Origin of the sequence: Streptomyces noursei ATCC 11455, from assembly GCF_001704275.1 — a bacterium.
Classification (GTDB): domain Bacteria; phylum Actinomycetota; class Actinomycetes; order Streptomycetales; family Streptomycetaceae; genus Streptomyces; species Streptomyces noursei.
In genome coordinates this window covers 3353517-3375943 of record NZ_CP011533.1, presented here as the reverse complement: position 1 = coordinate 3375943, position 22427 = coordinate 3353517, and the positions used below count along the sequence as shown (strand labels likewise).

The 22427-nt window shown below is 73.1% G+C and carries 20 protein-coding genes; 10 read left to right on the top strand and 10 right to left on the bottom strand.

The features are described from left to right. Positions 1 to 132: 132 nt before the first annotated feature. From SNOUR_RS13935 to mce, 3 genes are all read right to left on the bottom strand, one after another. A complete protein-coding gene (locus SNOUR_RS13935) occupies positions 133 to 1071 on the bottom strand; it encodes a coiled-coil domain-containing protein (RefSeq protein ID WP_039632736.1) in 939 nt (312 codons plus the stop codon). A 114-nt stretch (positions 1072 to 1185) separates the two neighbouring features. Continuing rightward, the gene (gene scy / locus SNOUR_RS46990) at positions 1186 to 5637 is read right to left on the bottom strand and encodes a polarized growth protein Scy (protein WP_067346886.1); all 4452 of its coding nucleotides are present in this window, start codon (positions 5635 to 5637) and stop codon (positions 1186 to 1188) included. Between the two features lie 208 nt (positions 5638 to 5845). Further along, complete coding sequence (mce, locus tag SNOUR_RS13925; protein ID WP_067346884.1) at positions 5846 to 6286, bottom strand: methylmalonyl-CoA epimerase; 441 nt, start codon at positions 6284 to 6286, stop codon at positions 5846 to 5848. 137 nt (positions 6287 to 6423) lie between these two features. Here mce and SNOUR_RS13920 point away from each other — a divergent pair, with 137 nt between their 5' ends. After that, a complete protein-coding gene (locus SNOUR_RS13920) occupies positions 6424 to 7626 on the top strand; it encodes an acetyl-CoA C-acetyltransferase (protein ID WP_067346883.1) in 1203 nt (400 codons plus the stop codon). Between the two features lie 87 nt (positions 7627 to 7713). Beyond that, positions 7714 to 8688, top strand: a complete 975-nt coding sequence (gene meaB / locus SNOUR_RS13915) for a methylmalonyl Co-A mutase-associated GTPase MeaB (protein ID WP_067346881.1) — start codon at positions 7714 to 7716, stop codon at positions 8686 to 8688. 97 nt (positions 8689 to 8785) lie between these two features. Here meaB and SNOUR_RS13910 read toward each other — a convergent pair whose 3' ends face one another. The 4 genes from SNOUR_RS13910 to SNOUR_RS13895 form a co-directional block, all read right to left on the bottom strand. Further along, positions 8786 to 9262, bottom strand: coding sequence for a MarR family winged helix-turn-helix transcriptional regulator (locus SNOUR_RS13910; RefSeq protein ID WP_039632723.1), 477 nt, complete (start codon positions 9260 to 9262; stop codon positions 8786 to 8788). Positions 9263 to 9400: 138 nt separating this feature from the next. After that, the gene (locus SNOUR_RS13905; RefSeq protein ID WP_067346880.1) at positions 9401 to 10174 is read right to left on the bottom strand and encodes an AIM24 family protein; all 774 of its coding nucleotides are present in this window, start codon (positions 10172 to 10174) and stop codon (positions 9401 to 9403) included. Continuing rightward, a complete protein-coding gene (locus SNOUR_RS13900; RefSeq protein ID WP_067346878.1) occupies positions 10171 to 10854 on the bottom strand; it encodes an AIM24 family protein in 684 nt (227 codons plus the stop codon). Before SNOUR_RS13900 ends, SNOUR_RS13905 begins: the two co-directional genes overlap by 4 nt. Beyond that, a complete protein-coding gene (locus tag SNOUR_RS13895; RefSeq protein WP_039632717.1) occupies positions 10854 to 11492 on the bottom strand; it encodes an AIM24 family protein in 639 nt (212 codons plus the stop codon). The genes SNOUR_RS13900 and SNOUR_RS13895 overlap by 1 nt, the downstream gene beginning before the upstream one ends. Positions 11493 to 11742: 250 nt before the next feature. Between SNOUR_RS13895 and SNOUR_RS13890 the strand changes: the two genes are divergently transcribed. Both SNOUR_RS13890 and SNOUR_RS13885 read left to right on the top strand, forming a co-directional pair. After that, positions 11743 to 12093 (top strand): DUF3817 domain-containing protein, encoded by a 351-nt coding sequence (locus tag SNOUR_RS13890; RefSeq protein ID WP_067346876.1) that lies wholly within the window; start codon positions 11743 to 11745, stop codon positions 12091 to 12093. Beyond that, entirely contained in the window at positions 12090 to 12398 is a 309-nt protein-coding gene (locus tag SNOUR_RS13885) for an MTH1187 family thiamine-binding protein (protein WP_067346875.1), read from the top strand. The genes SNOUR_RS13890 and SNOUR_RS13885 overlap by 4 nt, the downstream gene beginning before the upstream one ends. A gap of 12 nt (positions 12399 to 12410) precedes the next feature. On the opposite strand, the gene SNOUR_RS13880 is transcribed toward SNOUR_RS13885, so the two are convergent. After that, entirely contained in the window at positions 12411 to 13400 is a 990-nt protein-coding gene (locus SNOUR_RS13880) for an ArsR/SmtB family transcription factor (protein WP_067346873.1), read from the bottom strand. Positions 13401 to 13479: 79 nt separating this feature from the next. Here SNOUR_RS13880 and SNOUR_RS13875 point away from each other — a divergent pair, with 79 nt between their 5' ends. From SNOUR_RS13875 to icmA, 4 genes are all read left to right on the top strand, one after another. After that, positions 13480 to 14826: an MFS transporter gene (locus SNOUR_RS13875; protein WP_067346872.1), complete on the top strand. Its 1347-nt coding sequence runs from the start codon at positions 13480 to 13482 to the stop codon at positions 14824 to 14826. 56 nt (positions 14827 to 14882) lie between these two features. Next, complete coding sequence (locus SNOUR_RS13870) at positions 14883 to 15407, top strand: MarR family winged helix-turn-helix transcriptional regulator (protein WP_067346870.1); 525 nt, start codon at positions 14883 to 14885, stop codon at positions 15405 to 15407. Between the two features lie 130 nt (positions 15408 to 15537). Then, complete coding sequence (locus SNOUR_RS13865) at positions 15538 to 15870, top strand: DUF3817 domain-containing protein (RefSeq protein ID WP_079142620.1); 333 nt, start codon at positions 15538 to 15540, stop codon at positions 15868 to 15870. Positions 15871 to 16117: 247 nt separating this feature from the next. Beyond that, entirely contained in the window at positions 16118 to 17818 is a 1701-nt protein-coding gene (icmA, locus tag SNOUR_RS13860; RefSeq protein ID WP_067346866.1) for a coenzyme B12-dependent isobutyryl-CoA mutase large subunit, read from the top strand. Positions 17819 to 17938: 120 nt separating this feature from the next. Here icmA and SNOUR_RS13855 read toward each other — a convergent pair whose 3' ends face one another. Then, positions 17939 to 19357 (bottom strand): HAMP domain-containing sensor histidine kinase, encoded by a 1419-nt coding sequence (locus SNOUR_RS13855; RefSeq protein WP_067346864.1) that lies wholly within the window; start codon positions 19355 to 19357, stop codon positions 17939 to 17941. A 73-nt stretch (positions 19358 to 19430) separates the two neighbouring features. Beyond that, entirely contained in the window at positions 19431 to 20174 is a 744-nt protein-coding gene (locus SNOUR_RS13850; protein WP_067346862.1) for a response regulator transcription factor, read from the bottom strand. A 62-nt stretch (positions 20175 to 20236) separates the two neighbouring features. On the opposite strand from SNOUR_RS13850, the gene SNOUR_RS13845 reads away from it, so the two are divergent. Next, positions 20237 to 21403: a UDP-N-acetylglucosamine--N-acetylmuramyl-(pentapeptide) pyrophosphoryl-undecaprenol N-acetylglucosamine transferase gene (locus SNOUR_RS13845; protein ID WP_067346861.1), complete on the top strand. Its 1167-nt coding sequence runs from the start codon at positions 20237 to 20239 to the stop codon at positions 21401 to 21403. Beyond that, positions 21400 to 22413, top strand: coding sequence for a GDP-mannose 4,6-dehydratase (locus SNOUR_RS13840; RefSeq protein ID WP_067346859.1), 1014 nt, complete (start codon positions 21400 to 21402; stop codon positions 22411 to 22413). The genes SNOUR_RS13845 and SNOUR_RS13840 overlap by 4 nt, the downstream gene beginning before the upstream one ends. Positions 22414 to 22427: the final 14 nt, after the last annotated feature.

Genomic DNA, 22427 nt, shown 5'->3' with positions numbered 1-22427 from the left:
GCCCCCGCCACCGGGACGCGCCGCCTGGAGGACCACCGCCCCACCCCCTGGGTACGACCGTGCCCCCGCACCACCACACGGGCGGCACGGGGGCACGAACGGACTACGGGAAGGACCCTTCCGGCATCGGCCTCAGCGGGTCTGCTGCGCGGGCACGCCCCGGGTGACGGACTCCTCGTCGCCGGGCACGCCGGCGGCGGCCACCGCCGCACCGGTCAGCGTCGCCAGCATTTCGCGGACGTTGGTCAGCTGCGCGTTGATCGAGTCGCGGCGGTTGGTGAGCGCCGCCAGCTCGCGCTCGGATTCGCTGCGGATCCGGTCGGCCTTGGCGTTGGCGTCCGCCACGATGTCCTCGGCCTGGCGCTGCGCGGTCTCCACCGTCTGGCGGGCCCGGCGCTCCGCGTCCGTCCGCAGCTTCTCCGCCTCCAGGCGCAGCTGCTCGGCGCGGTGCTCGATCTCCGCCAGTCGCTTCTCCGCCTTGGCCTGACGCGAGGCCAGATCGCGCTCGGACTGCTCGCGGCGCTTGGCGAGGTTGGTCTCGAAGTCCGCGGCGGCCTGCGCGGCCTTGGCGCGGGTCTCCTCGAAGAGGGCGTCCGCCTCCTCCCGCTTGGACTGGGCGTCCTTCTGCGCCTCGGCACGCAGGGTGGCCGCCTCGCCCTTGGCCTTCTCGACGATCCGGGCACCCTCGTCCTCGGCCTTGGCCTTGCGCTCGACCGCGAAGGACTCGGCGTCGTTGCGCACCTGCTGGGCGGCGGACTCGGCCAGCTCGCGGTGTTGCTCGGCGGCCCGCCGGGCCTCCTCGCGCAGCTCCTTGGCCTCCTCCTCCGCGAGGCGGAGGATCTTCTCCACGCGCGCGCCGAGGCCCGCGTAGGAGGGTTCGGCGTCGGTGACCTGAGCCTGGGCGTTCTGCGTCTCGAGGTGCAGCTCCTCGATGCGCTTCTCCAGCGAGGTGATACGGGCCAGCGCGCTGTCGCGGTCCGCGACGAGTTTCGTAATGCGGTCATCCACCTGACCGCGGTCGTACCCACGCCGCACGAGCTCGAAGCCGAAGGGGGAGGAAGTGTCGCTCATGGGGTTCCTGTCGAAAGAGACCGGTGAGGTGATAAAGAGAATCCTAGGGGTCTTAACGGCGTGTCATCGAGTCATTGCACGTTTGAAGTGGAGAATGACCCCTCATTTGAGTGGCTACCCTTCAGACGGCTTGCCACTCGAACGAGTTGTCCCGGCCCCCGTGGCGGCCTTCACCGCCCCGCCCCCCTTGCCGTCCCCGCCCTGCGTGGGCACCTCGAACGACTCCAGCGCCTCCAGCACGTCCTGAACGCGGGAGATCTCGGTGTTGATGTCCTTCCGGCGACGGGCCAGCACCTCCAGCTCGTGCTTGCCCTCCGCCACGATCCGGGCGGCCTCCTCCTTCGCCTCGGCCCGCATCTTCTCCGCGTCGCGCACCGCGGCGGACTTCTTGTTCTCGGCCTCCTTGATCAGGCCCTCGGCCTTCTTCACCGCGGCGATCCGGACCTTGCTCGCCTCGCTGTTGGCGTCCGCCATCAGCTTGTCGGCCTTCTCCTCGGCCTCCACCTGCTGCGCGGTGGCCTGCGCGATCAGCTTGTCGACCCGCTCGCCGGCGCTCTTCATCGCCTCCGCCGACTCCCGGCGGGCCCGCTCGTGCAGCTCCTCGACCTCGGACTCGACCCGGACCCGCAGCTCCTCCGTGCGCTCCCTTATGGCCGTCGCGTCCCGACGCGCCTCACCGAGCAGCGTGTCCGCGTCCGTACGGGCCTTCTCCACCCGCACATTGCCGTCGGCCGTGGCCTCCCGGACGATCCGCTCGGCCTCCTTGCGCGCCGCCCCGACCATCATGTCGGCCTGCTCCTCCGCGCCGGTCGCCGTCTTCAGCGCCTCCTCCTGCGCCTTGGCGATCAACTGGTCGGCCTGCTCCGCCGCGTCGCCGCGGCGCTTGGCGGCGTCCTTGCGGGCCTCGTCCAGCAGCTGGTCCGCCTCCTCCAGCGCCTCCGTACGGGTGAGGTCGGCGGCCTCCTCGGCCTCCTCGCGGATCCTCGCGGACTCCGCTCGCGTCCGATTGGCGTGCTCCTGCGCCGCGGTGACGGTCTCCGCCGCCTCCGCGCGCAGCCGGTCCGCCTCCGCGGTCGCCGTCGCGATCATCCGGTCCGCCTGCTCACGGGCATCGGCCCGGGTACGGTCCGCCTCCCGCTCGGCCTCCGCGGAACGCTCCGCCGCCTCCGCGCGCAGTCGCTCCGCCTCGCCGGCCGCCTCCGCCACCAGCTCGTCGGCCTGCGCCGCGGCGTCGCCCCGCGTCTTGTTGGCCGCCGAACGCGCCTCGTCGGCGGTCCGCTCGGCGTCCGCCCGGGCACCCTCCAGCACCTCGGCCGCCTCGGCCCGCAGCCGCTCCGCCGCCTCGGTGGCGTCCGCCACCAGCCGCTGCGCCTGCTGCTCGCCCTCCGCGCGCAGCCGCTCGGCGGCCTCCTGGCCCTCCCGGACCGTGCGGTCCGCGTCGTCCTGCGCCGAAGACGTCAACTCGGCCGCCTCGGTGACGATCCGTTCGGCCTCCGCGCGCGCCTCGGTCAGCAGCCGATCGGTCTGCCCCGCCGCCTCGGACCGCATCCGGTTCGCGTCGTCCCGCGCCTCGGCCCGGGCCCGCGCCGCGTCCTGCTCCGCCGACGCCAGCGCGTCCGACGCGTCGGTGCGCAGCTGCTGCGCCTTCGCCGTGGCGTCCCCGACCAGCTTCTCCGCCTTGGCGGTGGCGTCCGTGACGAGCTTTTCAGCCTCGGTGGTGGCCTCGGTGAGCAGGCGGTCGGCCTGTTCGGCGGCCTCGGTGCGCGCCGTGTTGGCGTTCCGACGGGCCTCGTCGAGGACCTCGGCGGCCTCCGCCCGCAGCTCCTCGGCCTTGGCGGTGGCGTCCGTGACGAGCTTTTCGGCCTCGGTGGTGGCCTCGGTGAGCAGGCGGTCGGCCTGTTCGGCGGCCTCGGTGCGCGCCGTGTTGGCGTCCCGGCGCGCCTCGTCGAGGACCTCGGCCGCCTCCGCCCGCAGCCGCTCGCCCTCCTCGATGGCCTCCGAAACCGTGCGCTCGGCAAGGGACTTGGCAGCCTCCGTCGCCTCCTGCGCCTCGTGCCGGACCCGCGCGGCGTCCTCCGACGCCCGCTCCCGCTCCGCGTAGGCGTCCGCGCGGACCCGGTCCGCCTCCTCCTGCGCCTCGGACTTCGTCCGCTCCGCGGCGTGCTCGGCCGCCGAACGCAGCCCGGCGATCTCCTCGTTGGCCTGCTCGCGCAGCCCCGAGACCGCGTCCCGCACCTGCTGCGCGGTCTGCTCGGCCGTCGCCACCAGCTCCGCCGCGCGCCGGTCCGCCTCCTCGACCAGCCGCTCGGCCTCCGCCTGCGCCTCACTGACCCGCGTACGGGCCGACGCCAGCAACTCCTCGCTCTGCTCCCGCGCGGCCGTCCGCTCCTGATGGGCCTCCTCGCGGGCCTCGCCCAGCAGCTGCTCGGCCTCCCGGCGCCGCCGCGCGGCCTCCTCCTGCGCCTCGGCGAGCGCCTCCGCGGCCTCCGTGCCCGTACGCTCCGCGGCGGCCGCCGCCTCCGCACGCACCCGGTCCGCGGTCTCCTGCGCCTCCGCCTTGAGCCGCTCGGCCTCGGCCGCCGCCTCGCTGCGCAGCCGCGCCGCCGCCGCCTCGGCCTCCGACCGGGCCGCCGAAGCGTCCCCGGCCGCCTCCGACCGCAGCCGCTCGGCCTCGTCCTCGGCCTGCTGCTGCAACGACCGACGCCGCTCGGCGGCCTCCGCCTTGAGCCGCGCGGCCTCCTCCTGCGTCTCCCGACGCAGCTGCTCGGCCTCCGCACGCGCCTGACGCAGCGACTCCTCGGCCGCCGTCAGCTTCTCCTCGGCCTCGCCGCGCAGCCGGTCCCGCTCCGCCTGGGCCTCGGCCCGGCGCTCCTCGGCGGCCTCCTCGGCCTCCGCGCGCAGCTTCGCCGCGCTCTTCTCCGCCTCGCCCGTCAGCTCCTCGGCGGCCTGGGTGCCCTCCAACAGCAGCTGCTCGGCCTCGCTACGTGCCCGCTCCAGCGCCTCCTCGGCCTGCCGCCGCAGCGCGGCCGCCCGCTCGATGGCCTCGGTCCGCACCCGCTCGCTGTCCGCGACCGCACCCGAACGGGTCTCCTCGGCATCGGACTTGGCCTTCGCCAACAGGTCCTCGGCGGTCCCGGCCGCCTCCTCGATCTGCTGGACCGCCTCCCGGCGCGCCTCACCGCGGATCCGCTCGCCCTCGGCGACCGCGTCCGCCCGCAGCTGCTCGGCCTCGCCGCGCAGCCGCCGTGCCTCCTCCTGGAGTTCGGCGGTCTTGGCGCGGTACTCCTTGGTGTCGTTCTTCGCCGCGCCCTTGAGCTGCTCGGCGGTGTCGTGCGCCTGCTCGCGCAGCCGGTCGGCCTCCGCCTCGGCCTCGTGGCGCAGCCGCTCGGCCTCCTCGACGGCGGCCTTCGTGGTGGCCTTGGCGTCCTCGGACGCCTTGGTCAGGATCTCCTCGGCGGCCCGCGCGGCCTTCGCCAGCTGCGCAGCGGAGTCCTCGGCGGCCCGCGACCGCGCCGACTCCTGCGCCTCGGACAGCAGTCGCTCCGACTCGCCCCGGGCGTCCGCCCGCAGCGCCTCGGCCTCGGCCCGCAGCGCCTCGGCCTCCTTGGTCGCCTCCGCGACCAGCCGGGCCACCTCAGCCTTGGCCGTACGGGTGCGCTGCTCGTTCTCCGTCTCGGCCGCCGACAGCCGCTTGGCGGCCGACTGCTGCGCCTCCTCGACGAGCTTCTCCGCCTCGGCGCGCGCCGCGCGCAGCGCCGCATCGGCCTCCTGCACCCGCGCCTCGGCGGACCGCGTCAACTCGGTCGCCTGCCGGCGTGCCTCCTCCGCCTCCGCACCGGCCGTCGAACGCAGCTGCTCCGCCTGGTCGGTGGCCTCCTGGGCCTGGCTCGACGCCGCGTTCAGCAGTCGCTCGGCGTCCGTCCGCGCCCGGCGCAGGATGGATTCCGCTTCGGTGCGGGCCTCTTCCGCGGCGGTGCCCAGCCGTTCCCGGGCCCGCTCGGCCAGCCGCTGCGCCTCGGCGCGCGCCGCCGCCAGCGCCTGCTCGGCCTCCGCCCGGGACTCCTCCATCAGCCGACGGGCCTGGGACTCCGTACGGGCCCGCAGCTGTTCCGCCCACGCCACGTTCTCGTTGACGTGCGACTCGACGGTCTGCCGGCGCTCGTTGAGTTCCTCGTCGAGCCGCTGCCGACGGCTGACCGCCTCGGCGTGCAGCTCGGCCTCCATCCGGGCCTGCCGCTCGGCCGACTCCTGGAGCAGCCGTTGGGTCTGCGCGCGTGCCTCGCGCACCTCGCGCTCGGCGTCCGAACGCAGCTGGTCGGCCTGGATCTGCGCGTTGCGCAGCAGCTGTTCGGCCTGGTGGCTGAGGTTGTCGTAGGCAGGCCGGGACGCGAGGTTGCGGCGCGCCTCGTGGAGCTTGGCGCGCAGCACCTCGACCTGGTACCCGAGGTCGTCGGCGTGCTGGACGGCCTTGTCCCGCTCGGTCTTCAGCCGCTCCATCTCGGCTTCGAACTGCGAGAGGTGATCGACCTCAGCCCACTGACGCTCCTGGCGCTCGTTGCCCCGCACTGCGCGGTCCCATCCGTCCCCTGGTCATGGCGGCGGCCGGCTCCGGCGCTGCAGCGCGGGTTCCGTACACGTCACCGCGTACCGAACTCGCGCCCTTCGGAGCTGACCCTTCCGAAGAAATGGTGTCAGATCATCGGCAGAGTATGGACCGAGCCCCATTCCCGTACCCCGACCGAAGCTGCACTCTACCGGCCGGGGAAGCGGAAGGTCAGTGGTCAGTCGCGTCCGGGGGCGCGGCGGTGACGAGTTCGGTCAGCACACCGTGGCAGTCCTTGGGGTGCAGGAAGGTGATCCGCGACCCCATCGAACCCCGCCGCGGTTCGTCGTAGAGCACCCGGACGCCCTTGCCGCGGATGGCTTCGGAGTCCTCGTCGACGTCCGCCGTGCCGAAGGCGATGTGGTGCACGCCCTCGCCGTTCTTGGCCAGCCACTTGCCCACCGCGGAATCCTCCCGGGTCGGCTCCAGCAGCTGCAGATACGAGGCGCCGCCGTCCGACGTCTCGTTGATCTTGAGCATGGCCTCGCGGACCCCCTGCTCCTCGTTGACCTCGGTGTGGAACACCTCGAAGCCATACGTGGCACGGTAGAACTCGACGGTCCTGTCGAGGTCGGAACAGGCGATCCCGATGTGGTCGATTCGCGTCAGCATGGCTCCAGTGCACCGCCCGCACGGCTGGTTACGCAACGTGCGCGCGATCACACCCGCTTGCCGGTGACCCGGCGACTACCCCTCAGTACATTGACGGGAACCCTCGTTAACTTCCCTGCAAAGGAAGGCCGCATCGTATGTCTGCAACGAACGGCACCACCTCGGTCATCGTGGCCGGCGCCCGCACGCCCATGGGCCGGCTCCTCGGTTCACTGCGCACCTTCTCCGGGGCCGACCTGGGCGGAGTGGCCATCAAGGCGGCGCTGGACCGCGCGGGTATCGGCGGCGACCAGGTGCAGTACGTGATCATGGGCCAGGTCCTGCAGGCCGGGGCGGGGCAGATCCCGGCGCGTCAGGCCGCGGTCAAGGCCGGCATCCCGATGAACGTCCCCGCGCTGACCGTCAACAAGGTCTGCCTCTCCGGCCTGGACGCCATCGCCCTGGCCGACCAGCTCATCCGCGCGGGCGAGTTCGACGTCGTCGTCGCCGGCGGCCAGGAGTCCATGACCAACGCCCCGCACCTGCTGCCGAAGTCCCGCGAGGGCTTCAAGTACGGCGCGGTGGAGATGCTCGACGCGATGGCGCACGACGGCCTCACCGACGCCTTCGAGGGCATCGCGATGGGTGAGTCGACCGAGAAGCACAACACCCGTCTGGGTATCGGCCGCGCCGAGCAGGACGAGATCGCCGCGCGCTCCCACCAGCGGGCCGCGGCCGCCCAGAAGAACGGCCTGTTCGAGGCGGAGATCACCCCCGTGGAGATCCCGCAGCGCAAGGGCGAGCCGGTGCTCTTCAGCAAGGACGAGGGCATCCGCGCCGAGACCACCGCGGAGAGCCTCGGCAAGCTGCGGCCGGCCTTCGCCAAGGACGGCACGATCACCGCGGGCACGTCCTCGCAGATCTCCGACGGCGCCGCCGCCGTGGTCGTCATGAGCAAGGCCAAGGCCGAGGAGCTGGGCCTGGAGTGGATCGCCGAGATCGGCGCGCACGGCAATGTCGCCGGCCCGGACAACTCCCTCCAGTCGCAGCCGTCCAACGCCATCAACCACGCGCTCGCCAAGGACGGCCTCGGCGTCGAAGATCTTGACCTGATCGAGATCAACGAGGCGTTCGCGGCGGTCGCCGTGCAGTCAATGAAGGACCTCGGGGTCTCCCCGGAAAAGGTGAATGTCAACGGTGGTGCCATCGCGCTGGGGCACCCCATCGGCATGTCCGGCGCCCGTATCGTGCTGCATCTCGCGCTGGAGCTGCGGCGGCGCGGCGGCGGCATCGGTGCCGCGGCCCTGTGCGGGGGCGGCGGCCAGGGCGACGCGCTGATCCTCCGCGTACCGGGCAAGTGACGGGCCCGCGCGCCGGCCGGGTGCCGGCGCGCGGCGCGGGAGCAGCGCGTACCAGCCAGTGAGTCGAGGTCGAAGGAGCCGAGCGCGATGGTGGACGTCCCCCAGCTGGTGGAACAGGCCCGGCAGGGCCGCCCGAGGGCGGTGGCCCGGCTGATCTCCCTCGTCGAGGGAGCGGCGCCGGAGCTGCGCGAGGTGATGGCGACACTGGCGCCGCTGACCGGCGGCGCGTACGTGGTCGGACTCACCGGGTCGCCCGGCGTCGGCAAGTCCACCACGACGTCCGCGCTGGTCACCGCCTACCGCAAGGCCGGCAAACGGGTCGGCGTGCTCGCCGTCGACCCGTCCTCGCCGTTCTCCGGTGGCGCGCTGCTCGGCGACCGGGTCCGGATGAGCGAGCACGCCTCCGACCCCGGCGTCTACATCCGCTCGATGGCCACCCGCGGCCATCTCGGCGGGCTGGCCTGGGCCGCCCCGCAGGCGATCCGGGTGCTGGACGCCGCCGGCTGCGACGTGATCCTGGTGGAGACCGTGGGCGTCGGCCAGTCGGAGGTCGAGATCGCCTCCCAGGCCGACACCAGCGTGGTGCTGCTGGCCCCCGGGATGGGCGACGGCATCCAGGCCGCCAAGGCCGGGATCCTGGAGATCGGCGACGTCTACGTCGTCAACAAGGCCGACCGGGACGGCGCCGACGCCACCGCGCGCGAGCTGAACCACATGCTGGGCCTGGGCGAGTCCCGGGCGCCCGGTGACTGGCGGCCCCCGATCGTCAAGACGGTGGCGGCGCGCGCGGAGGGCATCGACGAGGTCGTCGAGGCCCTGGAGAAGCACCGGGCCTGGATGGAGGAGCGGGGCGTGCTGGCGCGGCGACGGCTGGCGCGGGCGGCCCGCGAGGTCGAGACGATCGCCGTCACCGCGCTGCGCTCCCGGATCGGCGACCTGTCCGGCGACCGCCACCTGGACGCGCTGGCCGAGCGCATCGTCGCCGGCGACACCGATCCCTATCGGGCGGCGGACGAACTGGTGGAGGGGCTGACGAACGGGGCCCAGACGGCTGGTTCGTGAGCCTTCGGGCGTCGGGGCCGCGGTGGCCTCCCGTGCCGCCGGGCCCTGGCGGTGCCGGGGCCCGTCCGCGGCCCCGGTGGCGCCCCGGTGGTCGGCGTCAGGGGTTGCCGCGGTGCTTGCGCAGGTGTTCCGCCACCGGGGCGAGGGAGGAGCGGAAGGACTCCAGGTCCTCGGCGGCGAAGAGGTCGATGAAGTGGCGGCGGACCGAGGCGACGTGGTGCGGGGCGACCCGGCGCATCGTCTCCCAGCCTTCTTCGGTGAGGACGGCGTAGAGTCCACGACGGTCCGACTCGCAGCTTTCGCGGCGCACCAGGCCGGCGTTCTCCATGCGGGTGATCTGGTGCGAGAGGCGGCTCTTGGACTGCAGCGTGCTGGCGGCCAGGTCGCTCATCCGCAGCCGGTGGTCCTCGGCCTCGGAGAGGTTGACCAGGATCTCGTAGTCGTTGTTGGTCAGGCCGAACGGCTGGAGATCGCGTTCCAGTTGGTGCATCAGCAGTCTGCTGACGTCCAGATGGGTGCGCCAGGCACGCTGCTCCTGGTCGGTCAGCCAGGGAGTGTCGCTGTCGGTCGTCATGGATGAATTCTACCCGTGAAAGTTGAATAGTAAATTAGTTGTGGCGTGTGACATTTAGTTGTGGCGTGTGACATTGCGGAAGTCGGCCGGGGCCCGCGGTTGATCAGACGTTCGAGGTCACCGTCCGCAGACTACCGTTCACAGCCCGAAGCGGCGCTGAAGCCCCCCGAGGCCGCCGGGCGGCTGCGGCAGTTGTGAGCCACTTTCCGCAGTCGGCGCGCCGCCGCCCGGCACACCCTCCTCCGCCGGCAGCGCACCGGTCGCCCGCTCCGGCATCAACTGCTCCGTGGACTGCAGCAGAACCGTGCCGGCGCCGGTGAACTCGAACTGGTGCTCCTCGCCGGAGGCGCCGCCGATGCCGGTGTGGGCGCGCAGGCCGCCCAGGAATCCCCGCAGGTACTGATGGTCGTAGTGGTGGCAGGGGGAGGGGCAGTCGGCCCAGCCGACGAGGGCCTGCGGGTCCACCCGGATCGGGGGCTCGACGAACACCACGGGACCGTTGGAGGCGGCCACGAACGTGCCCGTGCCGATGAGCGTGAGGAAGCCCGGGATGATCGATTGCTTCAGCGACAGAGATGGCTGAAAGGCGAGCACGTTGCCGGAGCGAATAGTGAGGTTGCCCTCATCCAGATCATAGGAATTGATGTCGAACGACCGGTCAGCGAGGAGCATCTTGCCCCGCCCCTCGGCGACCACCCAGTCCGCGGCGTGCAGTGGCGAATGGAAACTTCCGGCGATCAGGCGGTCCAGGCGGCCGTGTCCGATGCCGTGGAAGTCGATCTGCCCGTAGTAGGCGATCATCTTCCCCTTCTGCAGGAACCACTGGCCGTCGAGGTCGACGCTGAAGGCATACGGATTGACGTTGTCGTCGGAGGGCAACGAGTGGACGTCGTGGACGACGGGACCGGTCACAGCTTCTCCTCCGACGCCTGTACGTAGACGGTGCCCCGGCCGGACAGCTCCAGTTGGAACGCCTCGCCCGAGCCGCGGCCGATCATCTCGCGCCAACCGATGGCGGTGGACAGGCGGTTGCGGACGTCGCCGCGGTGCGCGACATACGCCTGCGGGTCGACGTGGACCGGGCGCTCGGGGGTGATCGGCAGCTCGATGACGCCGCCGTGGGCCATCACCGCGACCGAACCGTGGCCCTGCAGGGTGGTGGTGAACAGGCCCTGGCCGGTGACCTGTCCGCGTACCATGCCCATCACCCCGCCCTGCGCGCCCATGAACATCGTGCCCTGGGACAGGGAACCGTCGAAGGCCAGCAGGCGGTCGGCCTCCACATAGAGCGTGTCGCCGGTCAGGTCGACGACCTGGACGTGGTGGCCGCCGTACCCGAACATCACCGTGGCGGTGGGGGTGCCTCCCCGACCGTGCGGACCTTGGGCGACCTCGACGGTCATCAGGGGCGTGGCCTCGCCGGCGATCCGGCGGCCGATCATGGAGCCGAGGCCGCCCTGGCCGCCCTGGATGTTGGGGGTGAAGGTGACCTCGCCGCGGTAGGCGAGCATCGCGCCGCGCTGGCTGAACAGCCGCTGCCCGGGGACGATCCTGGCTTCCACCATGCGGGAGTTGAGGGCCGTGAACGGCATCAGACCTCACCTCCCACGGTGTTGCGCTCGCTGGGCTGCACATAGACCAGCCCCTCGCCCTCGAAGCGGATCTGGAACGCCTCGCCGGAGCCCTCGCCGAGGAACGTGCGGAAGTTCACTCCGGACTGGAAGTGCTGCTTCAGGTGGCCGGTGTGCGCGATGTACGCGCCCGGGTCGACCTGGAGGGGGTACTGCTTGGTGACCCGGAGCACCACGGCCGGGCCGTCGGAGGTGAGCGCGGCCTGCCCGTGGCCCTCCACGGTGGTGGTGAACAGGCCGTTGCCCTGCGAGGCGCCGCGCAGCCCCGTGAACGTCGTGCCGGTGTGCAGCGCCGCCTCGGTGCACAGCAGGTTGCTGGCCTCCACGAACAGCTTCTCGCCCTGGAGGCGGACCAGGTTGATCTCGCTGGCGCGGTCGGCGAAATAGCAGGTGCCCTGGCCCTTCACCTCCATCACGGTCATCTGCTCACCCGTCAGCCGCCGGGTGACCATGCCGCGCAGCCCCTCGCCGCCGCCGGTCATCTTCTTGAAGGTCATCCGGCCGTCGTAGGCGACCATCGCGCCGTTCTTCGCCTTGACGGCGTCGCCCGCGAGGTCGACGGCGAGCACCTTGCTCCCTTGGAGCCGAAACTGAGCCACGGGGCAGACGGTAGTGGGCGCGGGGCGGGCAGGACAGGGCCTTTGTCCCGGAGTCGGCCCCGACCTTTCCCGGAGCCCGCCCGGATCGACCCCGTCCGCGCCCCGCTCGCCCGCGGGCAGCGGTCCGTGTGCGCCCGACCGCCCCGGGCGCAGTGATCGCCGGAGCGGCTGTAACAATGGGGCGGACGCTTGTGAACTCTTGCACAAGCAATGTGACGCCCGCCTCCCCCTCCGCCCGAACGAGGTTCCCGTGGACATCAAGACCGCCGCCGCCCTGCACCGCCTGCGCCTGGCATCCATCCCGGAGGCGCTCTCCTTCCCGGCGCTGCTGATATTCGGCACGGGCTTCCGGATCTTCCTGGGCTACGACAAGCTCGTCATGCCCCTCGGCCTGCTGCACGGCATCCTGTTCACCATCTTCCTGGTGCTGCTCCTGGACGCCTGGAACCGCACCAAGTGGCCCTTCAAGCGGGTCGCGTTCTTCTTCGTCCTCGCGGTCCTGCCGTTCGGCGGCCTGTACGCGGACAAGGTGCTCAAGCGCGAGGAGGAGGCCGGTGTGATCGCCGCCCGCGCCCGCCGGGAAGGTACGGTCAACGCATGATCGTCGCCTTCTCCGTGAGCCCGCTGGGCGTCGGCGAGGACGTCGGCGAGTACGTCGCCGACGCCGTCCGGGTCGTCCGCGAGTCCGGCCTGCCCAACCGCACCGATGCGATGTTCACCTCCGTCGAGGGCGAGTGGGACGAGGTCATGGACGTCGTCAAGCGCGCGGTGGCCGCCGTCGAGGCGCGCGCCGGGCGGGTCTCGCTGGTGCTCAAGGCCGACATCCGGCCGGGCGTCACCGACGGCCTCACCTCGAAGGTGGAGACCGTCGAGCGCTATCTGGCCGGGGACGAACAGGGCTCCTGACGGGCCCGACCGTCAGCCGCCGGCCATCAGGGCGATGCCCAGCGGCGTCCGCTCGTAGCGCACCTGGTGACCGTGCCGGCGCGAGGTCAGCAGCCCGGCGTCGCGCAGCACGGACAGGTGCGCCGAGACCGACGAGACGGCCAGCCCCAGCCGGTGCGCCAGCGCCGAGGTCGTCGCCGGCGCGTCCAGCGCGGTCAGCACCGCGGCCCGGTTGGCGCCCAGCAGGCGGGCCAGCGCCGGGCCGCCGGCCGGCTCCTGCCACAGCCCGCCGATGCCGCGCGCCGGGTAGATCACCGTCGGCTGCCACGGCGGGTCGAAACCGCTGATCACGTCCGGCCACACGAACACGCTCGGCAGCAGCAGCACCCCCCGCCCGTCCAGGTCCTGCATCTGCGCGAAGTCCGTGCGGGTGCGGACGGTCAGCGTGCCGTCGTCCGACCAGGACAGCCGCGGGTGCAGATCGGTGAACAGGAGGCGCAGCCCACCGCTCGCCAACTGGTGCGAGCGATAGGTGATTTCGGCCTCCAGCAGCGTCCGCAGCCGGGGCCAGTCGGGGGCCACCAGGGCCTCCCAGGCCCGTTCGGTGACGTCCGCCAGCTCCTGCACCGCCCGCGCCGGGTCGGCCAGCGCCGCCCGGCCGCGCGGCGACCGTGCCGCCCCCGGCGTACAGGCCAGCGACTTGGCCATCTCGGCGCGGGCCAGCGCCGGATCGGTGGCCCGTAGGCGTGCCAGCTCCGCGGCGAAGTCCGCCAGCGGCACCTCCGGCGGCCGGCCCAGGAAATCGGGGGTGTAACCGGGCGGCGACGACGGCATGAACAGCCACACCGGCGACAGGTCCAGCCCCGCCACCCGCTCCCGCATCCGCCGCAGCCACGGCAGGTGGTAGCCGTGCCGGTCGGTGCGCCGCAGGGTCCGCAGCGCCTCATGGGTCTCGCACAGCGGCGAGATCGCGAACCGGATCCGCAGCAGGTCGTCCGCGCCGAAATGCAGCTCCAGCGGCACCGCCGGGCCCTCCCCTCACCGACTTTCGGCTGGAGCCGAAAGACTACGGTCCGTCCGGCGGCGTCGGCAGCCTGACTCCATGCCGACGCCTTCCGGGCCCGCACGACGGGGCCCCGCTCCCGCCTGCCCGCCAGCCTCCGGCCCTGGCGGTCCGCCCGCCCCGGACGCCGCCGGGCCGACCGGCACGGGCTACCGCGCCGTCTTCGCCGTCCCCGAATTCCGCTTCGTCTTCGCCGCCCATCTGCTCTCCTCCCTGGGCGTGGTGGTCTGCGAGATCGCGCTCTCCGTCCTCGTCTACCGGCTCACCGACTCGCCGCTGTTCAGCGCGCTGACCTTCGCGCTCGGCCTGCTGCCGTACCTCCTTGGCGGGACCCTGCTGTCGGCCGTCGCCGACCGCTACCCGGCCCGGCGGGTGCTGGTCGTCTGCGACGCGGTGTGTGCGCTGGCCGCCGCGGCGATGGTGCTGCCCGGGACGCCGGTGGTCGTCCTGCTCGGGTTGCGCTGCGCGATCGCGGCGGTCGCGCCGGTCTTCGCCGGCACCCGGGCCGGGACGCTCGGCGACATCCTCGGCGAGGGCGAGCCGTTCGTCCTGGGGCGCTCGCTGATCCGGATCGTCAACCAGGGCGCGCAGTTGGCCGGGTTCGCCGCCGGGGGACTGCTGCTGGCCGCCGTCACACCGGGCGCGGTGCTCGGCATCACCGCGGCGACGTTCACCGCCTCGGCGCTGCTGCTGCGGCTGGGGACCGCCGCCCGCCCGGCCCGCGGAGGCCGGGTGACGGCGGGGAGGGCCGGTGGCGCCCTGCTGGGCGCCTCGTGGGCCGGCACCCGGCGACTGCTGGCCGACCGGCCGATCCGGGCGCTGCTGCTGCTCACCTGGGTGCCGCCGGCGCTGGTGGTCGTCCCGGAGGCGCTGCTCGTCCCGTACGGGGACCTGCTGGGGGTGGGCCCGGCCGGGCAGGGGCTCCTGATGTGCGGGATGCCGGTCGGGGCGGTGGTCGCCGAGACCCTGGTGGGGACGCTCCTGGGGCCGCGTGCCCGGACGCGGCTGACCTTCCCCATGGGGGTGTTCGCGGTGCTGCCCTCCCTCGGGTTCGCCGCCCGGCCGTCGCTGGGCTGGGCCCTGGTGCTGCTGGTGCTGACCGGCACCGGCATCTCGTACAACTTCGGCGTGGACCGGTGGTTCGTCGCCGCGGTCCCCGAGGAGTTGCTGGGGCAGGCGATGACCGTGATGCAGGCGGGCCGGATGACGATCATGGGGCTGGCGATGGGGCTGGCCGGGGTGGCCGCCGAGTACGCGCCGCTGCCGGTGGTGATGCCGGCGGCGGGGGTGCTGGGGGTCGCGGCCGTGCTGGCGGTGATCGCCGAGGTACGGCGCTCCGGGGCGCGGACGGCGCGGTCCGGCGGGCCGATACCGGCCACTCCCTGAGACCGAAAGTTGAGACAGGGCTGACCAGCATATGACCGCCGGGTAGGGTCGGAAGCGTGCCGAAGCCGCTCAGCCTTGCCTTTGACCCCATCGCTCGCGCCGACGAACTCTGGAAGCAGCGATGGGGCTCCGTGCCCTCCATGGCCGCGATCACCTCGATCATGCGGGCCCAGCAGATCCTGCTGTCCGAGGTGGACGCGGTGGTCAAGCCGTACGGACTGACCTTCGCGCGCTACGAGGCGCTGGTGCTGCTGACGTTCTCCAAGGCGGGCGAGCTGCCGATGTCGAAGATCGGCGAGCGTCTGATGGTGCACCCCACCTCGGTGACCAACACGGTGGACCGGCTGGTGAAGTCGGGCCTGGTCGCCAAGCGGCCCAACCCGAACGACGGCCGGGGCACCCTGGCGTCCATCACGGACAAGGGCCGCGAGGTGTGCGACGCGGCCACCCGCGACCTGATGGCGATGGACTTCGGGCTATGGGCGTACGACGCCGAGGAGTGCGCGGAGATCTTCGCGCTGCTGCGTCCGCTGCGGGTGGCGGCCAAGGATTTCGAGGACCGGGCCGAGCCTGCGGGGTAGTGTCTCTGCGGGTCGGCGCGCTTGTGCCCTGCGTACGCGGGGGTGGTCCGTCCAGAGTGCTCACTCGGTACCGGGTGATTGCGTCCTCCCCGCCGACGCGGGGTTTCGGTGAGCGGTTACGCTCGTCGTCATGAGAAAGAGCGTGCTGACCCGCTACCGGGTCATGGCCTATGTGACCGCCGTCATGTTGCTCGTCCTGTGCGCCTGCATGGTTTTCAAGTACGGCTTCGGGATCGGCAAGGACCTGACCCTCGTCGTCGCGCAGGTCCACGGCGTGCTCTACATCATCTACCTGATCTTCGCCTTCGACCTCGGCTCGAAGGCGCGCTGGCCGTTCGGCAAGCTGCTGTGGGTGCTGATCTCCGGGACGATCCCGACCGCCGCGTTCTTCGTGGAGCGCAACGTGGTCCGCGAGGTCACGCCGCTGCTGGCGAAGGCCGAGCCGGAGCCGGTCAAGGTCTGACGGCGGCGGCCGGGCCGTAGGGCCCGCGCCTCTCCGGTCGCACGCGCCGCGCCTCTCCCGTTGCGGGAGGGGCGCGTTTGTGCTGTCCGGGGCCGTGTCGTCCACGGCGTTTCCGCCGCGCGGGTGCCGGGCAGCCCCCCGGTGGGGGAATGCGCGTCCCCTAGGGGGCCGCCCCGGCGGGTGTCGGGGAGGGTTCGGGGCCGATTCCCATCGACAGATAGTAGGACGTCCTAGTAAATTCATTGGCATGGACGCTGACGCGATCGAAGAGGGCCGCCGCCGCTGGCAGGCCCGGTACGACACCGCCCGGAAGCGCGACGCCGACTTCACCACGCTCTCCGGCGACCCCGTCGAGCCGGCGTACGGGCCGCGCCCCGGCGACTCGGTCGAGGGGTTCGAGCGGATCGGATGGCCGGGGGAGTACCCCTTCACGCGCGGCCTGTACCCGACCGGCTACCGCGGTCGGACATGGACGATCCGCCAGTTCGCCGGCTTCGGCAACGCCCAGCAGACCAACGAGCGCTACAAGATGATCCTCAAGGCCGGCGGCGGTGGCCTCTCGGTGGCGTTCGACATGCCGACGCTGATGGGGCGGGACTCCGACGACCCGCGCTCGCTCGGCGAGGTCGGGCACTGCGGTGTCGCCATCGACTCGGCGGCCGACATGGAGGTCCTGTTCGAGGACATCCCGCTCGGCGACGTCACGACGTCCATGACGATCAGCGGGCCCGCCGTGCCGGTCTTCTGCATGTACCTGGTCGCCGCCGAGCGCCAGGGCGTCGATCCGGCGGTGCTCAACGGCACCCTCCAGACCGACATCTTCAAGGAGTACATCGCGCAGAAGGAGTGGCTCTTCCAGCCCGAGCCGCACCTGCGGTTGATCGGTGACCTGATGGAGCACTGCGCGCACGGCATCCCCGCCTACAAGCCGCTGTCGGTCTCCGGCTACCACATCCGGGAGGCCGGCGCGACGGCCGCCCAGGAGCTGGCCTACACCCTCGCCGACGGCTTCGGCTACGTCGAGCTGGGCCTCTCCCGCGGACTGGACGTCGACACCTTCGCGCCCGGCCTGTCGTTCTTCTTCGACGCCCATGTGGACTTCTTCGAGGAGATCGCCAAGTTCCGCGCCGCGCGCCGGATCTGGGCCCGCTGGATGCGCGACGTCTACGGCGCCCGCACCGAGAAGGCGCAGTGGCTGCGGTTCCACACCCAGACCGCCGGCGTCTCGCTCACCGCCCAGCAGCCGTACAACAACGTCGTCCGCACCGCGGTGGAGGCGCTGGCGGCGGTGCTCGGCGGCACCAACTCGCTGCACACCAACGCCCTGGACGAGACCCTGGCGCTGCCCAGTGAGCAGGCCGCGGAGATCGCCCTGCGCACCCAGCAGGTGCTGATGGAGGAGACCGGCGTCGCCAACGTCGCCGACCCGCTGGGCGGTTCCTGGTACATCGAGGCGCTGACCGACCGGATCGAGGCGGACGCCGAGAAGATCTTCGCGCAGATAACGGAGCGCGGGGCGCGGGCGGTGCCGAACGGGCAGCACCCGATCGGTCCGATCACCTCCGGCATCCTGCGGGGCATCGAGGACGGCTGGTTCACCGGCGAGATCGCCGAGTCCGCGTTCCGCTACCAGCAGGCCCTGGAGAAGGGTGACAAGAGGGTCGTCGGCGTCAACTGCCACGAGGGCTCCGTCACCGGCGACCTGGAGATCCTGCGGGTCAGCCACGAGGTCGAGCGGGAGCAGGTGCGGGTCCTCGCCGAGCGCAAGGCGGCCCGCGACGACGCCCGGGTGCAGGCCGCGCTGAAGGAGATGCTGGCCGCCGCCCGCGCCGACCGCAACATGATCGGGCCGATGCTGGACGCCGTCCGCGCGGAGGCGACCCTCGGCGAGATCTGCGGCGCGCTGCGCGACGAGTGGGGGACGTACACCGAGCCGGCCGGCTTCTAGGGCCCGTCCGACGGGTCAGGGTCGGACGGGACCTGGGGCCCGTCGGTGCGACGGGAGCGGCCGGTCCCGGGCGGCCGGCCGCGCCGCCGCCCGGGGATCGGGAGCCGGAGTGCCGCCCCCTCACCCGGCCCCGGTGGCGGGCTCCGCGCCCCGCATCCGTAGGCGGAACAGCGCGCCGCCGCCCGGCGCCTGCTCCGCGGTGAGCTCGGCGCCGTGCGCCCGCGCGATCTGCCGCGCCATGGCCAGGCCCAGGCCCGAGCCGGGCAGGGCCCGGGCGGCCTGGGCGCGGTAGAAGCGGTCGAAGACGTACGGCAGGTCGTCCGCGGCGATCCCGGGGCCGTGGTCGCGGACGGTGAGGTGCAACTCGCCCGCCACGGGCGTGAGTTCGGCCTCCACCGGGCCGCCGGGCGGGGAGAACTTGGCGGCGTTGTCCAGGAGGTTGGACAGCAGCCGGGTCAGTCGGGCGGGGACGCCGGGGAGCGTGGTGTCCGCCGCCTCGGGGGCGATGTGGAGGGTGAAGGCGACGTTCGGCCAGTGTTCGCGGGCGGCTGCCACCGCGTGGTCCAGCAGGGTGGCCGGGCGGACCTGTTCGAGCAGCGGCCGGGGCTCCTCGTCGCGGGCGAGCTCGATGAGGTCGTTGACGAGGGTGGTGACCTCGCGGAGCTGGCGGGTCAGTGCCCCCGCCGCCCGATCCCGCTGAGCATCCGTCAGGCGGTCGGCGCGGGCCAGGAGTTCGGCGTTGGTGCGGAGCGCGGTGAGCGGGGTGCGCAGCTCGTGGGAGGCGTCGGCGACCAGCCGGCGCTGGGCGGTGACGGACTGCTCCAGTTCGCCGAGCATGGTGTTGAAGCTGGCGGCGAGCCGGGTGAGCTCGTCCTCGTGGCCGGACGGTCCCGCCGGGAGGTCGATGCGGTGCCGGGGGTCGCGGGTGGTGGCGATCCGCTCCGCGGTGGCGGTGAGCCGGGCGACCGGGGCCAGGCCCGTGCGGGAGACCCAGTAGCCGAGGCCGGCGGCGAGCAGCACGCCCGCGCCGCCGACCGCGGCCAGCGCCCAGGCCGCCTGCCGCACCCCGCGTTCGACGGTGTCGGAGCGCAGGCCCACCTGGAGCACCTCGTCCCGGTGGGGGACGCGGGTGGTGAACACCCGGACGGGGTGGGAGGCGACGGTGAGGTTGGTGTAGTAGGGCGTGCGGTGGCCGGCGGCCACCTCGCGGGTGGCCGCGGAGACCGGCAGGACGTACGGGCCGCGGGCGTCCTTGGCCCGGTCGGCGGGGACGATCTGGACGCAGGCGGCGGCCGGGTACTGGCAGGAGGCGTCGCCCGCGGTCGGGCCCCAGTCGCGCATCCGCTGGAGGAGCTGGGTGGCGGTCTGCGCCAGGTTGAGGTCGAGCTGACGGGTCATCTGCACGCGCAGGACGACGAACGCGGCCGCGCAGACGCCGACCGCGACCAGCGCCACCGCGGCGGAGGCGGCCAACGCCAGCCGGGTGCGCAGCGGTCGACGGCGGACCCAGCGGCCGCCCAGGCGGCGCCGGCCACTCATACCGAAGGCTCCCTTCGCCCGCCCTCGCATGCGCGCGGCGCGCGCCGTCCCAGGATGAGCTCGCTCCGCTCGCTCACGCGCCCTCCGGCCGGTCGAGGCGGTAGCCGATGCCGTGCACGGTGTGCACCAGCCGCGGCTCGCCGCCGGCCTCCAGCTTGCGGCGCAGATAACCGATGTAGACGGCCAGGGAGTTGGAGTCCGGGCCGAAGTCCCGGCCCCAGACCCGCTCCAGGATCGTCTCCCGCGGCAGCACCTGGCCGGGGTGCTGGAGCAGCAGCTCCAGCAGCGCGTACTCGGTGCGGCTGAACTCCAGCGGCCGGCCGCCGCGGTGGCCGCTGCGGGTGGCGGGATCGACGACCAGGTCGGCGAAGGCCAGTCGGGAGTCGGCGGCGGCGGAGGCCGCGGCCCGCCGCAGCAGGGCGCGGACCCGGGCGATCAACTCGTCCAGGGCGAACGGCTTGACCAGGTAGTCGTCGGCGCCGGCGTCCAGGCCGTCGACCCGTTCGCTGACCGAGTCCAGGGCGGTCAGGACCAGGATCGGGGTGCGGTCGTCGAGGGCGCGCAGCCGGCGGCAGACCGCCAGGCCGTCCAGCACCGGCATCATCACGTCGAGGACGAGGGCGTCCGGCTGCCAGGTGGCGACCTCGGAGAGCGCGGCCAGGCCGTCGGCGGCGCCGCGGACCGCGTAGCCCTCGACGGCGAGGCCGTCCGCCACGGCGGCGCGGACCTCCGGTTCGTCGTCGACGACCAGGATCCTGGGGGCGGCGGGCGGCGGGGAGTCGCCGGCGGCGGGCGCGGGGGAGGGGCGTGCGGTCATGGCTCCAGGCTCCCAAACGGCGTCTTAGAACGTTCTTAAGGCGGCGGACGAGCGTGGCGGCCATGCGCACACCACTCTCGGTCGTGATCGGTGCGGGCGGCACCGGCGGCCATATCTATCCCGGAATCGCACTCGCCGACGCGCTGCGCCGGGCCGTGCCGGACGCGGTGATCTCCTTCGTGGGGACCGACCGCGGCCTGGAGACGCGGCTGATCCCGCAGGCCGGCTACCGGCTCCACACCGTCGACATGATCCCCTTCGACCCGGCGCTGGGCGCCAGACGCTATCTGCTGCCGGCCGCGCTGCTGCGCTCGGGCGCCCAGTGCCGGGCGATCCTGCGGGACCAGGGCGCCCAGGTCGCCGTCGGGATGGGCGGCTACCCGAGCGCCCCGGTGATCGTCGGGGCCCGGATGGCGGGACTGCCCAGCCTGATCCACGAGTCCAACGCGGTGCCCGGCCGGGCCAACAAGTTCGCCGCCCGGCTCACCCCGCACATCGCCCTGGCCTTCGACCGCAGCCGTCCCCACCTGGCGGGCGGTGCGCAGGCCGAGACGGTCGGGATGCCGCTGACCGGGCCGCTGGCCGGCCTGGACCGGGTGGCGCTGCGGTCGGCCGCCCGGTCGGCCCTGGGGATCCCGGAGGAGGCGCGGCTGCTGCTGGTCAACGGCGGCAGCCTGGGCGCCGCCCGGCTCACCGAGGGCGCCGTCGGCCTCGCGGCCCGCTACCTGGGCCGGAACCGGCTGCGGCTGCTGATCAAGACCGGGCCGGCGGCGCTGGACGCCACCCGGGCCGCCCTGGAAGCGAACGGCGGGGCGGCGGTCGCCGAGGCGGTGCCGTACCTGGACCGGATGGACCTGGCGTACGCGGCGGCCGACCTGGTGCTGTGCCGGGCCGGATCGGCGACCGTCGCCGAACTGGCCACGATCGGGATGCCGGCCGTCCTCGTCCCGTACCCGCACGCGCCCGGCGACCACCAGACGCACAACGCCCGGGTGCTTTCCGACGCCGGGGCGGGACTGCTGCTGCCCGACGCGGAGGTCACCGCCGAGCGGCTGGACGCGCTGGTCACCCCGCTGTTGGCCGATCCGGACCGGCTGGCCGCGATGGGCGCGGCGGCCGACCCCGGCACGCACTCCCGGGCCGCCGACCTGCTGGCCGCGCGGACCCTGACGCTGGCCGGCCATCCCCACCCCCACCACCTCGTCACCACACTGAAGGAGTCAGCATGAGCACGCGGAGCACCGCGTCCCGGCCGTGGGCCGGTCGGAAGGTCCTGGTCACCGGGGCCGAGGGGTTCATCGGGTCGACGCTGGTCGATCTGCTGGTGGAGGCCGGCGCCGAGGTGCGCGCCTTCGTCCACTACAAGCCGTACGCGGAGAAGGGGAACCTGGCCCGCTACCTGGTGCCGGGCGGCCCGGTGGAGATGGTCGCCGGCGACGTCCGGGACGCTGGCCGGGTGATGGACGCCGTCGCCGGCTGCGACACCGTCTTCCACCTGGCCGCGCTGATCGGCATCCCCTACAGCTATGACTCGCCCGGCGCGTATGTGCAGACCAACGTGGTGGGCACCGAGAACGTCGCCGAGGCGTGCCGTCGGCACGGGGTGCGGCGGATGGTGCACACCTCCACCAGCGAGGTGTACGGGACCGCGCGGACCGCGCCGATCAGCGAGGAGCACCCGCTCCAGCCGCAGTCGCCGTACTCCGCCTCGAAGATCGGCGCGGACATGATGGCGCTGTCCCACTGGCACGCCTTCGAACTGCCGGTGACGGTGGTGCGGCCGTTCAACACCTACGGGCCCCGGCAGTCCGCCCGCGCGGTGATCCCGACGATCCTGGCCCAACTGCACTCCGGCGCCCGGCAGATCAAGCTCGGTTCGCTGACCCCGACCCGGGACTTCACGTTCGTCACCGACACCGCGGCCGGGTTCATGGCGCTGGCCGACTGCGACCGGGCGCTGGGGCAGGTCGTCAACCTCGGCAGCGGCCGGGAGATCACCATCGGGGCGCTGGCCGAGGCGCTGATCGCGGCCTCCGGGCGGGACGCCGAGGTGGTGGTGGACGCCGAGCGGCTGCGGCCCTCGGGCAGCGAGGTGGAGCGGCTGCTGTCGGACAACTCCCGGGCCCGCCAGTGGGCTTCGTGGCAGCCGGAGGTCACCCTCAAGGAGGGGCTGGCGCGGACCTCGGAGTGGGTGGCCGAGCACCTGCACCTGTTCCGGGCGGAGCGCTACCAGGTGTGAGGCGGCGCGGGACC

Coding starts and splice junctions, on each gene's coding strand:
- SNOUR_RS13935 (WP_039632736.1), bottom strand. CDS start 1,071: ATGAGCGACACTTCCTCCCCCTTCGGCTTCGAGCTCGTGCGGCGTGGG.
- mce (WP_067346884.1), bottom strand. CDS start 6,286: ATGCTGACGCGAATCGACCACATCGGGATCGCCTGTTCCGACCTCGAC.
- SNOUR_RS13920 (WP_067346883.1), top strand. CDS start 6,424: ATGTCTGCAACGAACGGCACCACCTCGGTCATCGTGGCCGGCGCCCGC.
- meaB (WP_067346881.1), top strand. CDS start 7,714: ATGGTGGACGTCCCCCAGCTGGTGGAACAGGCCCGGCAGGGCCGCCCG.
- SNOUR_RS13910 (WP_039632723.1), bottom strand. CDS start 9,262: ATGACGACCGACAGCGACACTCCCTGGCTGACCGACCAGGAGCAGCGT.
- SNOUR_RS13900 (WP_067346878.1), bottom strand. CDS start 10,854: ATGCCGTTCACGGCCCTCAACTCCCGCATGGTGGAAGCCAGGATCGTC.
- SNOUR_RS13885 (WP_067346875.1), top strand. CDS start 12,090: ATGATCGTCGCCTTCTCCGTGAGCCCGCTGGGCGTCGGCGAGGACGTC.
- SNOUR_RS13875 (WP_067346872.1), top strand. CDS start 13,480: ATGCCGACGCCTTCCGGGCCCGCACGACGGGGCCCCGCTCCCGCCTGC.
- SNOUR_RS13865 (WP_079142620.1), top strand. CDS start 15,538: ATGAGAAAGAGCGTGCTGACCCGCTACCGGGTCATGGCCTATGTGACC.
- icmA (WP_067346866.1), top strand. CDS start 16,118: ATGGACGCTGACGCGATCGAAGAGGGCCGCCGCCGCTGGCAGGCCCGG.
- SNOUR_RS13855 (WP_067346864.1), bottom strand. CDS start 19,357: ATGAGTGGCCGGCGCCGCCTGGGCGGCCGCTGGGTCCGCCGTCGACCG.
- SNOUR_RS13850 (WP_067346862.1), bottom strand. CDS start 20,174: ATGACCGCACGCCCCTCCCCCGCGCCCGCCGCCGGCGACTCCCCGCCG.
- SNOUR_RS13845 (WP_067346861.1), top strand. CDS start 20,237: ATGCGCACACCACTCTCGGTCGTGATCGGTGCGGGCGGCACCGGCGGC.
- SNOUR_RS13840 (WP_067346859.1), top strand. CDS start 21,400: ATGAGCACGCGGAGCACCGCGTCCCGGCCGTGGGCCGGTCGGAAGGTC.